Source organism: Enterobacter sp. ECC-175, assembly GCF_043968675.1.
Taxonomy (GTDB): Bacteria; Pseudomonadota; Gammaproteobacteria; order Enterobacterales; family Enterobacteriaceae; genus Enterobacter.
In genome coordinates this window covers 2,567,013-2,579,101 of record NZ_CP143776.1, presented here as the reverse complement: position 1 = coordinate 2,579,101, position 12,089 = coordinate 2,567,013, and the positions used below count along the sequence as shown (strand labels likewise).

Below are 12,089 nucleotides of genomic sequence, written 5' to 3'. Positions count from 1 at the left end.
TTTTTTTTCTTAATTATTGACATATCTTCTAGGCCTTACGGTACGAGGACTTAGCCTTTTTTACCCTTTCACAACCTCAATTTAACGCCAAAATCAACCCTTGTGCTGAAAAGATTCGATACTAGAATACTCATCATATAGCGAAAAGATTTTTTGCAAGCCCTATATGTAGTATTTAACATTTAAATTTTTACGGCCAGCCAGAAATGAAAAAACCCGGCTGATTAGACCGGGTTCTTCAATCGGTAACTGGAGGTGCGAACTTCACTTACCGTGCCAAATGTATCTGGCGACTGAAGTTAGCTTAAACAAATGAACTGAATTCTTCAAGCGAGGGGACGGAACCAGAACACTTTTGGACACTATAGAGAACCTTGAAGTTTGAAATACAAGTAAATTTTTTTGCCCGGGTTTTTGGTGATTCTTGAACCCCACCCCAACCAAAAATCGTGCTGAATGTATCTGGCGACTACTGATACAGCAACTGCAAAGGCAAGCCCAGTGGTGTTTGCGGCGAGGCGCGATGAACTAAGAGGAAACTGCATGGCATTGCTCCTGTTGTTTTTAAAACTCGCGCACCCGGTGGCGGCCATCATTACGGCCCTGCTGGGATACCTCAAAGACCGCTAACCCTAAGCCCAGGAGGCTATTATGGTTGCATTGCTGTTAAAAATCGTACCCCCGATGTTCGTGATCATTAACGCGATCATCGAGTACGTAAACCAGCGCCCTTAAGCCTGGTTTTGAAAAGGCCCGGAGTAGCGGGCCTTATTAACTTCGTTACAGCAGCTCATCTGGGATTGGCTTCACACCTGAGCTTTCAATGAACTGGATTATCTCCTGCCCAGTTGTGCTACGACCAATTGCTACCGCATACACATGCCCGTTATGCGTAAAATGGTCAATCTCAAAGGTTTTGAGGGGAATGCCTTGGCTTCCATTGCCAGCAGCCTGAACGGTAACTTCTCCTACAAGCAACTTTTGTTTGGGATAATCGTCCATCTTGATCTCCCCATCGAGACCACAACCAATGAATAGATATTCAACTTTCACCTACCATCCTCCTGCTTCTGATAAACCGGATCGTTGCCTTTCGGCTGAGTGATAGAACGTTATTGATAATACCGTAGACGCTCAATAAAATACTCCCAGTACTGCTCAGGTTGTTCTCGGCCCACCTGCTCCGCGTTGAGGGGTATATTCAAACACTCTTTGCAGGCAACGCCTGAGGCGGCAAGATCGACGTTAACTTTGTCGCGCTATTCCTGCGGCTTTGCTGAAATATTCCAGTCAGACATTTATCTAGCCACCTTTGGCGTGTATTCCTTTTTCCAACAATCATACTCAACTGGAATCGGCTCGCCACATGAAGTCTTGATTAACTCGCTTTTTCGATTTCCTTCCGCATTACAACCGACCATGACCACATCTTTCAGGCATTCATCAAAGCGAGTAAACGTTGCGTTGACCGTGTAACTATCTCCCCTCCAATTGACATAAGCCTTGTCAAAAGCCCATTTTGATTTCGCCTGTTCGCTAAACGAACTTCTCAAAAGAGTAAGGATTGCTTCGTAAGCTGAGCCGTATTCACACCAGAGGTCATCCTCATCTTCAATTCTAAATAATTTCATAAGCCAATCGCCTCACTGTTTAAGGCGTATTTTATGCCATATAAAGTCTAAGGAATATGCCTAATCGCTCCAAAACTACACCTCCTGCTGCGGTGCTGCGGCCAGCATGGCGCGATACGCCTTAGCGCTATAAACCGATGCCTCATGATAAGAGGCCCGTAACATTTCCTCCGTCGGTTCCTTCGGCACCAGCACGTAACCATCCGGAATTTCCGGAGAGCTGCCCAACTTGTTAGCCGTCGTTACAGGTTCGGCACCATGTAGCATGGTGGCGCGGCAGGCGTTCCAGATTTTCTGTGCCAAAAATTTATCGCCAATGTTATGCGCCAGCAGGCTGACAATCTGTCCTGCTAGGCCTTTTGGCATTTCCTCCGGCAACATCGGCGCTGGCGAGGCGGTGTATAGCTTGATAACACGATGCGGGTCTGCGTTCGGCGTGACAGGGTTTGCTGTAAACAGGTAGCCGCAGCCGTATTTCTCAACATCACGCAATTCTTGCTCGTCAGTCCACGCAACGACATCAGCTTCGAGCGATGCCAGCGCTAACCACATCGCAGCGAGCGCATTGGCCACATCTTCGTTTACTGTGCCTGGCGTAGCATCGCGCTCTTCTTCAAGCTCCACGATAGTCTGATTTAGCCATTCTTTTAGGGGCGCATTCATCACTTCAATCCCTCCAGCATTGGTAGCCGGTACACAGGTACCGCTTTGTATTCCTCTCCCGATGATTCTGCCATTTCGTTGAGGGCGCTAATTTCTGAGACTAAGGCGTCCTCGCGATAAGCAACGCAGAACTCATCTAAATGCGCCTCACCTTCAGAATCAGCTATGGCATACAGGAACGGCTCGGCCTTCAACACTGCCTGAGCGATTTTAGCCAGGCATTTATCCATCTGCGCCAGCTTGCTCTCAGGGAATCCGGCAACCATAGCGAGTCGCATTTCTGTGCGCGCAATCAACTGCTCTTTGGTGAATTCTTTAGTAATTGTGCTCATGCAGCCGCCTTGTTGTGCGAAAAACGTTTCAGGTCAAAGTCGATTGTTGCCCGCAGGTCACGGAAGACACCGCAGCGTCCATGGCGAACCAGGCCACCCTGAGCCACCGCTACGCGGAGATATTTCTCCGCCGTGGTCCGGTGCAGGCCGAACATCGCAACGACATCATTCGTTGTGATGCGTCCCTGCTCTTTCACCAGTTCGATAATACGGTTGATGATCAGGGTGCGTTCTTTGTCGGTTTTCTTTCTGGCCATCGGTTATTCCCTCCCTGTCAGCTGCTGAACGAGATTTCTGTGGCGACCAATAACACGAACCGCGTCACGCAGTTTGGTCAGTTGCTCCAGCTTGTTTCTGGTGCGGCGGATTTCGCGAGAAATATCCCGCACCGCTGGTACCGCTTCGACTGCGGCGCGCCCTTCAGTGAACGAGGGGATTTCACTCACGATCTGTTCGACCGGTTTTGCTTCTTCCGGCGCGGCAGGTGCCTCCGGTACCGGTTCTTGCTTAACGGGTTCTGTCACAACAGCAAGGGACCAGGTAACGCCTTTGCCCTTCCCGTTCTTCACCACAACGCCCTGGCGCTCCAGCGCGCGAAGAACAGAGACCATTCCGCGGGCATTGCGATTGACGGCCGCAGCCAGCGAAACGGTCGTCATTGCCCCCTGCTCACGCAGTTGCTCTCGGACGACGGCAGGATCAACGGGTTCCGGCTCCTCACCTTTCAGACGCGGCGCCGGATGAACAGGTGCCTTTGGCGTTGACTGCTGAGACTGACCTTTCACGGTACCGAGGAACCAGCCGCCGTCTCCAAAATCGCATAACCCCTGATCACGCTGCTCACGTAACATGGTGAGCGCATCAACCGGGTCGATTTCAAGACGGTCAGCAACTTCGCGGTATGTCGCCCGCCCCATTTTTCCAGTACCTGAATTACGGTTTCCATGTGATTTCCTCTCAAATCAGTCCAGCGTCTTTTCGCTGTTTGTATTTCGCCATCAGCATCTGCGCCGGAGTCGGGCCTCGGTCCTGAGCCGGTGCGGTTAGTGCCCGGCGTACTGGTGGAACAGGTTTCCCATCGAGAACACGCTTCTCCCAGTCGTGGAGTAGATCACCAGCAACGCGAACAAGTTCTTTCTCGCTGAGCTGGCCGTCAGTACCGCGTCTGCGCAGTTCAAGGCAAATGTGATAGAGCACGGGCTGGCTCCACGGGTATTGCTCACTGGTCGGATAGCGAAAAACCAGCTTTCGCCAGCGCCAGTATTCGGACATGACATCGTCAACCGTGATACCGAGAGCGCCATAACCTTCCCGACACCATGCGATGAACTGACCTGGCGACGGCAGGAACGGGCGTTCCTGGCGACGTGCAATGCGCAGCCCGGCATTCACCTGTTCCATGGTGGTGATCCCGTTTTCACGAAATGCCAAAGCCCACTGGCGGCGCAGTTCGTCAAACTCAGACTGGTCGCTGAAGCTATGCACGCTAGCCGGGAATGCTGCACGCAAGGCGCTAAACAGCGCGTTGAAGATTTCAGCGGTCTGCTCGGCGGGCGTGTCCTGCGCATCCCGCAATTCAGGAATGCCGCGGGCTATGCGGGCAAAATTTTCACGGTCTATGCTGACCATCTGCTCAGAAAGACTTTTCATCGAACACCCCGTTGATCCAGTCTGTGTTGTTGAAATCGACCTTGCCCTTCGCGGTGGTCTTCGTTGGCTGTCCACCGCTGCGCAGGCGCTTGGTAGTTAGGTCGTCCCACTTCCTGCGCAGACTTGACGGGCTCAGGATGTTGTCTTTCCAGAAATCATCCTTGTTGGCCCACTTGAACAGATCGCAAATCTCGAAGTGCGTACGTTTGTCCTGGACGCGCATCAGGCGAATTGTGTTAGCCCATTCGACCCATTTCGGTTCGCTCAGGCTGGCATTGACCGTTAGGCGCAGAGAATGAATCCAACGAGCGGCTTTGAGATCGTCAGCAGTTCCCCATGATTTACCTGCCGGGGTGTAAATTCCGTCAGCAGCTTCAGGGTGACGAGAGAGGAATTTTTGAGTCGCCTCGTTTCGGGATTCTTCAGAATTCCGAGACGAAGAGATCTTATTATTTATATTGTTGTTATTATATTGTTGTTCATGATGCGCGGGGAATTGCGCGGTCTTATGCGCGGGTAAATGCGCGGCATGACCCTCGCAAGCCGCGGCACTACTGGCTTCGTCATGCGCGGTGTAATGCTCGCCGTTATGCGCGGGGAATTGTGCGGGTAAATCGTCTATTTTTTGAGCATACTGCTCATAATTTGTGATGGTTATCACAGTGCCTTTTCGCTTCTCTCCAGAACGAGAGATCATTCCTTCGCGCTCGAAAACATCAAGCATCCTGTCCACGGCGTGACGACTACTCGGCTTCCCTTCCCGGTCGCATAATTTCAGCCCCAAATCGGCCGTTGTGGTTACCAGTTGTCCGGTTTGTAAGGGCCATTGACGGCCTTTAAAGTTCGCCGTGTAGGGCTGACGTGCAGCACCCAAAAGAAGGTTCTCCCACAACGTGCGCAGGAACACATCTTTCGCCCAGGGCTTCTTCAGTACGCTCCGGTACAACGGGATGAATCCGGTCTTATGGTTCTCCATCCGGTTGCTCCTGATGGCACTACGTGCCGCAAAATCGGCATAAGCGACATTTGACATGCTATGCCCCTTTTGCCTGGTGTTTAGTACATGCGTTTGTCATAATGACCTCGCAATTACGTCCCGTTTTTGCATCCGAAAGCCGTTGGTGTTCGCGCACCGCGGCTTTCACCTTAAATTCGACATGATTCACTGCACACCTCACATTACGCTTGGGCTCATGACCGCAAGACCACTAAGAACCTGAACAACAGCCTCCCCAGGCAGAAGCGCCAGCAGGTGTTCAATGCCCTCCCTCACCTCTTTCACCAGCTGGTGCTGCGGCGCCCTCAGAATCACCGCGCGTTTCGCTTCGCCGATCTCCTTCTCCATCGCTGCATAGCGCGTCATAAAGCAGTCCTGCGGTACCAGGCGTCCACGGAACTCAAGCGGTAGAACGGCGATGATCGCGGGCGACAGCTGGCTGATGTTTTTGCGTGCATACTCCGTATCACCATCGAGCCAGCGGAAGAGTTTCTGACGCTTACGGCTCAGGTCTTCAGGAAAATCGAGCCCGGCGCCGCCCTGTCGCTCCCATTCCTCAACGATGATTCCGGCAACGACATCCTGGTTATCCAGTGACGCTGCCCAGGCACGAACGGCGTCGCGGATCTGTTCATGCTTATCTGCCGCGCTGGGCTGATTGCGATTTATCATCGCCGCCGTAGGTAATCCGGTATTTTGTTGATATGAAATGGCATGCATGGTCAGGACTCCTTTTTTGGCAGCCCGTCTGTGGGATTGGGGTATGCTTCGGGATCAATTTCATGAGGTGTAATTTGCCAATTAAGGAACTGACAAAGCGCACGAACTCGTGACGTTGGGACTTTTCCAGAATTCATCCATCGACTAACCGCCTGAGATGAAAGGCCCATAGCCTCACCAAGCGCAGTTTGAGTAGTGATTGATTTCACTTTTTTCTTAAGTTGCTCGTTCATGACTCCTCCTTAGGTTGTGAACAAGCATACACATTGAAACTGAACGTTTCAAATAAATTACTCTAATTTGTTTCAGTTACTTCTGAAACATAGGGTTGTAAAATGGAAAGTATGAATACCGAAACCAATAAAGTTTTCGCATACAGGTTCAACCAAGCTCTTACTGAGCATGGTTGGAATCTTTCCGATTTAGCCCGCCGCGTTGGTGTTACGCCGCAGGCGGCACAGAAGTGGGCGAAAGGAATTTCTATACCGCGCGGTCTGAAGCTCAAGTCCCTCGCCGAAGTAACTGGAAAGCCCGAACACTGGTACTTCATGCAGCCAGACACAGATGATCCTGAGGTGATGGCTCAGCTCGGTATTCCCAAAAAACTAGATGTTACCGAAGAGGCCCTTCTTGCTATCTTTAATCAGCTCCCCGAAGCTGAAAAATTACGCCTTATCATTCATGCAAAGGGCGTTTTGAAAGAACTGGAAGAGCTGAAAGATGATGTTGGTGATCTGATAAAAAACCTAAACCGCTAACCCCTCCCTACTTTCCAACGCTGGCATTGCCGGCGTTTTTTTACGCCCTTAATTACTAAAGTTAGTTTCAATTCGCTTGACCATTGAAATAATTGGTTGTAAATTTAAGCCATCGACAACAAGCGCATCGTTGTCAGGTGAAAAACGTTCCGCTGGCCGGCGACAAGGCAAAGAGGATGAGATGATTGATTTTGCACGCAAACCAGCACAGCAGCAGGCCGTTCGCCTCAACTGGATTACAGTCAGAATCCGCCAGATTTGTTACATACTGGCTCAAAAAGGAAATCCGTAATGAACACTTTATTCGCACTGGTTCTGACGGTTATTTCCCTCAACGGTGAATCGCAAAATGTAGTTATCGATGTCTATGACAGCCAGCAACAGTGCCAGGCAGCTGCTGTTGAGCAAAACGTGAATGGTGAGTGCTGGCCTGTCGAGGAAATTATTCGTAACGGCGAGATCCCGGCAAGCCTGTAAGGAGCGGAAATGAAGAAAGAATGCGGATACTGCCGAAAGCCCGTTGAGGCGGGGAAAGAAGTTAAACGCACCTTGCTTTATTTTTGTGGCAATAATCTTGCCCGTAAAGAAAAAGAGTATTGCTCAAAACAGTGTGCTGAAAAAGACCAGATGGCACACGAAGCGTAATTAACAGCCCTTTAATTTGAAAAGTAAAATTCGCCATTTATTTGGCGTGGATTCTTACACCCTGAATAAACCAAAAGGAATATTTTATGGAAATCTTAAAAGTCGAATTAAATCTGAAAGCAGTTAACAAAAGCATCGCTTTATTCAACTGCGACAAGAAAGTTTCTGGCCTGATTCATACCACTGAAAACGGTGAAACAACCGTTGTACTTGATGGCGGTTATGTTCTTGACTCGTTCGATTGTCCGCATTGCGCAATCGAGGCTATCAGCCTGCTGGCCGTGAAAATTAAAGATGGTGAAATGAGCGGGCACGGCAGCTATCGCCAGCATAAGCGCAACTTCATGGAGCGTGCATTCATCACTGTCCATTAAAAAGCCCACCGAAGTGGGCCTGCCTGTCCGGTCTCACCGACCAAAGCGAACCGGACATCCCCAGGTAAATACGAGGTGTCTTTCAGGCACCTCCAGTCTACACGATAAGAGGATCAAGTGTCATGACTAACACGAACCCTGTATTTCTTGTTCGAAGAGCAAAAAAACAATCTGGTCAGCCTGATGCAGTTTTATGGTGCAGCGAGGACTTTGAAACCGCTAATGCCACCCTGGATTATTTACTGCTTAAGTCCGGTCGCAAATTTAAAGACTATTACAAAGCGGTCGCAACTAATTTCCCTGTTGTAAACGAACTTCCACCGGAAGGCGAAATTAGTTTTACCTTCTGTGATTATTATCAGCTCGATAAAGGCAAAATGAACTGGGAGCAGATCCCTGGGGTTTCTCTGCCCGAGCATCCTGCAACACAAAAAGCGGAAATGGCCGAAGCCACGGTCGTTAATGGCGTTGACACGTCTACTGGTGAAATCGTCGACGAACAGGCTTTTAACGAGGCTGATGCAGTTCCTCCGACCAATTCTGATCTGAAGATTGACGAAGGCGACGACGAAAACACGCGCTACCCAATCGTGCAGATGTCGTTCCGTAAGCAGCTGCTGTCGCAGCTTACGTCGGATGAACTTCGCTACCATCTCACGCAGGCGGAATATCAGGAAATAAGCACGCTGGAAATGGACACTGATAACGGGTACGTCCAGAACCTGCTGCTGGCAGCCGCAAGAGTAGAAAAAATCCAGACTCTGGATATGCCATTTTTGTGGAAGTACACCCGAGCCGTCAGAGACGTTTTCGATATGGAAAAACGTCACGAGCTCTCTCTGATTTTGAAGTTCACGCAAGTGTGGGCAGAAACATCACACCTCGATCGTGGAATTTTGACAAAAGAATGGGCCAAAGGTAACCGCATCAGCGCAGTGCAGCGTACTGACTCCGGTACTAATGCCGACGGGGGCTATAAAACGGACCGCGGCGAAGGGGCGCACCATACGCTTGATTCTCTTGATCTTGAAATTGCCTGCGCCCTACTTCCCATGGATTTCAACCCACACGAAATACCAGGTAGCGTGCTGCGCCGCGCGAAGGAGATCGTCGCTAAAAAAGAGGAACCGTGGAAATCATGGAGCAACATCCTGCGTAATCAACCGGGGGTGCTGGCAGTGAACCGCACTGCAATCTTCAATCTCGTGCGTATCGCTCCTGAGAACATCCACAAGACCCCTGCTGCTCATCTGGAATTTGTTAATCGAACAATGACCACAAATTTCAACTCCACGACCGAGTTAATGCCGCTGCCTTCTGCCGCCCCAGTTATTTCACGTGAAGACGTGGACAAGCAGCTGGCAGCCGAACGTGGAGAATTTGTCGAGGGTATTAGCGACCCAACAGATCCGAAATGGGAAACAACCCACCGTATGGCCACCACTACTCACGAAGAGAATTTACAACGGATTCGTGAAGAAGGTGCGCGCCGCCGCGCTGAGGAAGTGAAAGAGCAGCCGGAAATCACAAGTATGGGCAACGGCATGTTTTCCATTGAAGTCCTGCTCAACCAGAGCGCCTCAAATGAAGTAGAAAAAACGGAAGTGGAGACCACCAGCAATGTGCAGGTTCAAGAGAATAACAGTAATGAAGAACCGACTTGTGATGCGCTGTCACCTGGCAAAGTCGTATTGCAGCCAGGTGACGGCAGTGCTGACGCTGGTGAGGAACCAGCTACCGTAGAGCCGTCTGCCGCTGAGATTCTAGCCACCAGCGCGCCGAGTCTCGCCAGCCGGGATCGGGATGATGCAACCCAAATTTCTGATTCAGTAGACCAGAACGAGCCAGAATCGGCACAAAACGAACCAGAAGTGCCGCAGGGAGAACCAGCTGTTGAGTATCCTGCTTATTTCGAGCCAGGCCGCTATGAAGGTCTTCCGAACGAGGTTTACCACGCCGCTAACGGCATCAGCTCTACCCAGGTAAAAGATGCGCGCGTGTCGCTGATGTACTTCAATGCGCGCCACGTTGAAAAAACCATCGTCAAAGAGCGCTCCGCAGTTCTGGACATGGGCAACTTAGTACATGCGCTGGCGTTGCAGCCTGAACAGCTGGATGCAGAGTTCAGCATTGAACCGGTTATCCCTGAAGGCGCATTAACCACCACGGCGACACTGCGCACCTTTATCGATGAGTACAACGCCAGCCTGCCGGCGCTGCTGTCTGCCGACGACATCAAGGTGTTACTGGAAGAGTACAACGCTACCCTGCCCGCTCAGGTGCCGCTGGGCGCTAGCCTGGAAGAAACAGCGCAGAACTATATGACGCTTCCAGCTAACTTCCAGCGTATCGATGCAGACCAGAAGCAGACGGCAACGGCAATGAAAGCCTGCATCAAAGAGTACAACGCCACCCTGCCGACGCCGGTTAAAACTAGCGGCAGCCGTGACGCGCTGCTCGAGCAGTTAGCGATCATCAACCCTGACATGGTGGCGCAGGAAGCACAGAAGCCACAACCGCTGAAAGTCTCTGGCACGAAGGCCGATCTGATTCAGGCCGTGAAGACAGTCAAACCAGATGCCGTGTTTGCCGACGAGCTGCTGGATGCCTGGCGCGATAACCCGGAGGGGAAAGTGCTGGTCACCCGCCAGCAGCTGGGCACCGCACTGAATATTCAAAAAGCGCTTCTGGCTCACCCGACCGCCAGCATGCTGCTGACCCACCCGAGCCGCGCCGTCGAGGTGAGTTACTTCGGCTTTGACGAGGAGACGGGCCTGGAAGTTCGTGTGCGCCCTGACCTTGAGATCGACCTGGACGGTGTGCGTATCGGCGCAGACCTGAAAACTATCAGCATGTGGAACGTAAAGCAGGAAAGCCTGCGCGCCAGACTGCACCGGGAAATCATTGACCGCGACTACCACCTGAGCGCGGCCATGTACTGCGAAACAGCGGCGCTAGACCAGTTCTTCTGGATTTTCGTCAACAAAGACGAGAACTACCATTGGATCGCCATCATCGAGGCATCCGCTGAACTGCTGGAGCTGGGCATGCTCGAGTACCGCAAAGCGATGCGCGCTATCGCAACCGGATTCGACACAGGTGAATGGCCAGCACCAATCACAGCCGACTATACCGACGAACTGAACGACTTCGACCTGCGCCGTCTTGAAGCGCTGCGTACACAGGCATAAGGGGAATGATGATGGAAAACATGAATATCGTAACTGCTGAGCAGCAGGCTCCTAACACTATCTCTGCCAGCAACTCAATTTTCAACGTTCAGGCATTGGGTCAGTTGCAGGCTTTTGCCGGGCTGATGGCCCAGTCTGTCGTTACAGTACCTGTGCACCTGGCAGGTAAGCCTGCGGATTGCATGGCGATTGTTATGCAAGCCATGCAGTGGGGCATGAACCCTTACGCGGTGGCGCAAAAAACTCACCTCGTCAACGGCCAGTTGGGTTACGAAGCGCAGCTTGTTAACGCTGTAATCACCAGTTCTAGCGCCATTCAAGGCCGTTTTCATTATCGCTACGGCGGCGACTGGGAACGTTGCACCAAAACCAAAGAAGTGACCCGTGAAAAAATGGGTAAGAACGGTAAGTACACTGTTGCCGAACGCGTTCGCGACTGGACTGATGAAGATGAAGAAGGTCTCTATGTTCAAGTCGGAGCAATTCTTCGTGGGGAAAGTGAAATCACCTGGGATAAACCTCTTTACCTGTCGCAGGTGGTTACACGAAATTCGCCGCTGTGGGTTTCAAAGCCCGACCAGCAAATAGCCTACCTCGGCGTGAAATATTGGGCGCGCTTGTACTGCCCACACGTGATCCTAGGCGTTTACACGCCTGATGAGATTGAACAGCCCACCGAAAGGGAAATTAACCCGGCACCGGTTCAGAAAATGAGCCTGGCTGATATCAAAGGTGAAAATGTAGTAAACACGCAGGATTCTCAGGAGCCATCTGTAAATATCGACATCCTGGCCAAGGATTTCCGCGACCGCATTGAGGCCGCTCAGGATGTGGATAGCGCCAAAGCGCTGCGTGCCGACATCGAAACCGCGAAAGCTACGCTGGGATCCGCACTGTTCACCGAGCTGAAAAACAAAGCCGTGAAGCGTTACTACCTAGTGGATGCACGCAACAAGTTGGAAGCGGCGATCAACTCCCTGCCCCAGCCCGACGAGCCGAATGCCGCTGACCGATTCGCGGAAGCCGAGCGCGTGCTGGCATCTTCAAAGCGTCACCTGGGCGACGAACTGCACGATCAGTTCAGCATCACCCTAGCGGATATGAGACCGGAATACGTGGACTAAGGGA

At 51.5% G+C, this 12,089-nt stretch carries 14 protein-coding genes and 4 pseudogenes; 7 read left to right on the top strand and 11 right to left on the bottom strand.

The annotated features are described in order from the left end of the window. Positions 1-780: 780 nt before the first annotated feature. The 11 genes and pseudogenes from V1599_RS12275 to V1599_RS12225 all read right to left on the bottom strand — a co-directional run bounded on the left by V1599_RS12275 (position 781) and on the right by V1599_RS12225 (position 6,226). Complete coding sequence (locus V1599_RS12275) at positions 781-1,053, bottom strand: hypothetical protein (protein ID WP_395300114.1); 273 nt, start codon at positions 1,051-1,053, stop codon at positions 781-783. 62 nt (positions 1,054-1,115) lie between these two features. After that, positions 1,116-1,298: pseudogene (locus V1599_RS12270) on the bottom strand (DNA polymerase III subunit theta); the annotation flags it as partial. Then, positions 1,299-1,631 (bottom strand): hypothetical protein, encoded by a 333-nt coding sequence (locus tag V1599_RS12265; protein WP_395300113.1) that lies wholly within the window; start codon positions 1,629-1,631, stop codon positions 1,299-1,301. A gap of 261 nt (positions 1,632-1,892) precedes the next feature. Further along, positions 1,893-2,294 (bottom strand): annotated as a pseudogene (locus V1599_RS12260) (hypothetical protein); the annotation flags it as partial. Further along, positions 2,294-2,626: a hypothetical protein gene (locus V1599_RS12255; protein ID WP_395300112.1), complete on the bottom strand. Its 333-nt coding sequence runs from the start codon at positions 2,624-2,626 to the stop codon at positions 2,294-2,296. The pseudogene V1599_RS12260 and the gene V1599_RS12255, both read right to left, overlap by 1 nt. Beyond that, positions 2,623-2,883 (bottom strand): DUF977 family protein, encoded by a 261-nt coding sequence (locus V1599_RS12250; protein WP_044704647.1) that lies wholly within the window; start codon positions 2,881-2,883, stop codon positions 2,623-2,625. The genes V1599_RS12255 and V1599_RS12250 overlap by 4 nt, the downstream gene beginning before the upstream one ends. A 3-nt stretch (positions 2,884-2,886) precedes the next feature. Next, entirely contained in the window at positions 2,887-3,543 is a 657-nt protein-coding gene (locus V1599_RS12245) for a DUF1627 domain-containing protein (RefSeq protein WP_395300111.1), read from the bottom strand. A 40-nt stretch (positions 3,544-3,583) separates the two neighbouring features. After that, positions 3,584-4,276 (bottom strand): replication protein P, encoded by a 693-nt coding sequence (locus V1599_RS12240; protein ID WP_017693524.1) that lies wholly within the window; start codon positions 4,274-4,276, stop codon positions 3,584-3,586. Continuing rightward, on the bottom strand, positions 4,260-5,252 hold the full coding sequence (locus tag V1599_RS12235; RefSeq protein WP_395301577.1) for a replication protein: 993 nt from the start codon (positions 5,250-5,252) through the stop codon (positions 4,260-4,262). Before V1599_RS12235 ends, V1599_RS12240 begins: the two co-directional genes overlap by 17 nt. 198 nt (positions 5,253-5,450) lie before the next feature. Then, positions 5,451-5,993, bottom strand: coding sequence for a toxin YdaT domain-containing protein (locus V1599_RS12230; RefSeq protein WP_395300110.1), 543 nt, complete (start codon positions 5,991-5,993; stop codon positions 5,451-5,453). A 2-nt stretch (positions 5,994-5,995) separates the two neighbouring features. Further along, positions 5,996-6,226 carry a transcriptional regulator gene (locus V1599_RS12225; RefSeq protein ID WP_395300109.1) on the bottom strand — a complete coding sequence of 77 codons (231 nt, stop codon included), beginning with the start codon at positions 6,224-6,226 and terminating at the stop codon, positions 5,996-5,998. A 111-nt stretch (positions 6,227-6,337) separates the two neighbouring features. Here V1599_RS12225 and V1599_RS12220 point away from each other — a divergent pair, with 111 nt between their 5' ends. The 7 genes and pseudogenes from V1599_RS12220 (at position 6,338) to V1599_RS12190 (ending at position 12,085) form a co-directional block, all read left to right on the top strand. Further along, the gene (locus V1599_RS12220) at positions 6,338-6,751 is read left to right on the top strand and encodes a transcriptional regulator (protein WP_047736768.1); all 414 of its coding nucleotides are present in this window, start codon (positions 6,338-6,340) and stop codon (positions 6,749-6,751) included. Between the two features lie 111 nt (positions 6,752-6,862). After that, a pseudogene (locus V1599_RS12215) lies at positions 6,863-7,043 on the top strand (hypothetical protein); the annotation flags it as partial. Then, the gene (locus V1599_RS12210; RefSeq protein ID WP_017693531.1) at positions 7,043-7,228 is read left to right on the top strand and encodes a YebW family protein; all 186 of its coding nucleotides are present in this window, start codon (positions 7,043-7,045) and stop codon (positions 7,226-7,228) included. The pseudogene V1599_RS12215 and the gene V1599_RS12210, both read left to right, overlap by 1 nt. Before the next feature lie 9 nt (positions 7,229-7,237). Beyond that, positions 7,238-7,396 carry a YdaE family protein gene (locus V1599_RS12205; protein WP_017693532.1) on the top strand — a complete coding sequence of 53 codons (159 nt, stop codon included), beginning with the start codon at positions 7,238-7,240 and terminating at the stop codon, positions 7,394-7,396. 86 nt (positions 7,397-7,482) lie between these two features. Continuing rightward, positions 7,483-7,770: a DNA breaking-rejoining protein gene (locus tag V1599_RS12200; protein ID WP_395300108.1), complete on the top strand. Its 288-nt coding sequence runs from the start codon at positions 7,483-7,485 to the stop codon at positions 7,768-7,770. A gap of 122 nt (positions 7,771-7,892) precedes the next feature. Then, the gene (locus V1599_RS12195; RefSeq protein WP_395300107.1) at positions 7,893-10,961 is read left to right on the top strand and encodes a RecE family exodeoxyribonuclease; all 3,069 of its coding nucleotides are present in this window, start codon (positions 7,893-7,895) and stop codon (positions 10,959-10,961) included. After that, a pseudogene (locus V1599_RS12190) lies at positions 10,936-12,085 on the top strand (RecT family recombinase). Before V1599_RS12195 ends, V1599_RS12190 begins: the two are co-directional and overlap by 26 nt. The last annotated feature ends 4 nt before the right edge of the window (positions 12,086-12,089 follow it).

What these genes read in the sequence shown, in the direction of transcription:
- V1599_RS12220 (WP_047736768.1), top strand. Translation starts at nt 6,338, where the DNA reads ATGAATACCGAAACCAATAAAGTTTTCGCATACAGGTTCAACCAAGCT.
- V1599_RS12265 (WP_395300113.1), bottom strand. Translation starts at nt 1,631, where the DNA reads ATGAAATTATTTAGAATTGAAGATGAGGATGACCTCTGGTGTGAATAC.
- V1599_RS12230 (WP_395300110.1), bottom strand. Translation starts at nt 5,993, where the DNA reads ATGCATGCCATTTCATATCAACAAAATACCGGATTACCTACGGCGGCG.
- V1599_RS12205 (WP_017693532.1), top strand. Translation starts at nt 7,238, where the DNA reads ATGAAGAAAGAATGCGGATACTGCCGAAAGCCCGTTGAGGCGGGGAAA.
- V1599_RS12200 (WP_395300108.1), top strand. Translation starts at nt 7,483, where the DNA reads ATGGAAATCTTAAAAGTCGAATTAAATCTGAAAGCAGTTAACAAAAGC.
- V1599_RS12245 (WP_395300111.1), bottom strand. Translation starts at nt 3,543, where the DNA reads ATGGGGCGGGCGACATACCGCGAAGTTGCTGACCGTCTTGAAATCGAC.
- V1599_RS12255 (WP_395300112.1), bottom strand. Translation starts at nt 2,626, where the DNA reads ATGAGCACAATTACTAAAGAATTCACCAAAGAGCAGTTGATTGCGCGC.
- V1599_RS12210 (WP_017693531.1), top strand. Translation starts at nt 7,043, where the DNA reads ATGAACACTTTATTCGCACTGGTTCTGACGGTTATTTCCCTCAACGGT.
- V1599_RS12225 (WP_395300109.1), bottom strand. Translation starts at nt 6,226, where the DNA reads ATGAACGAGCAACTTAAGAAAAAAGTGAAATCAATCACTACTCAAACT.
- V1599_RS12235 (WP_395301577.1), bottom strand. Translation starts at nt 5,252, where the DNA reads ATGGAGAACCATAAGACCGGATTCATCCCGTTGTACCGGAGCGTACTG.
- V1599_RS12250 (WP_044704647.1), bottom strand. Translation starts at nt 2,883, where the DNA reads ATGGCCAGAAAGAAAACCGACAAAGAACGCACCCTGATCATCAACCGT.
- V1599_RS12195 (WP_395300107.1), top strand. Translation starts at nt 7,893, where the DNA reads ATGACTAACACGAACCCTGTATTTCTTGTTCGAAGAGCAAAAAAACAA.
- V1599_RS12240 (WP_017693524.1), bottom strand. Translation starts at nt 4,276, where the DNA reads ATGAAAAGTCTTTCTGAGCAGATGGTCAGCATAGACCGTGAAAATTTT.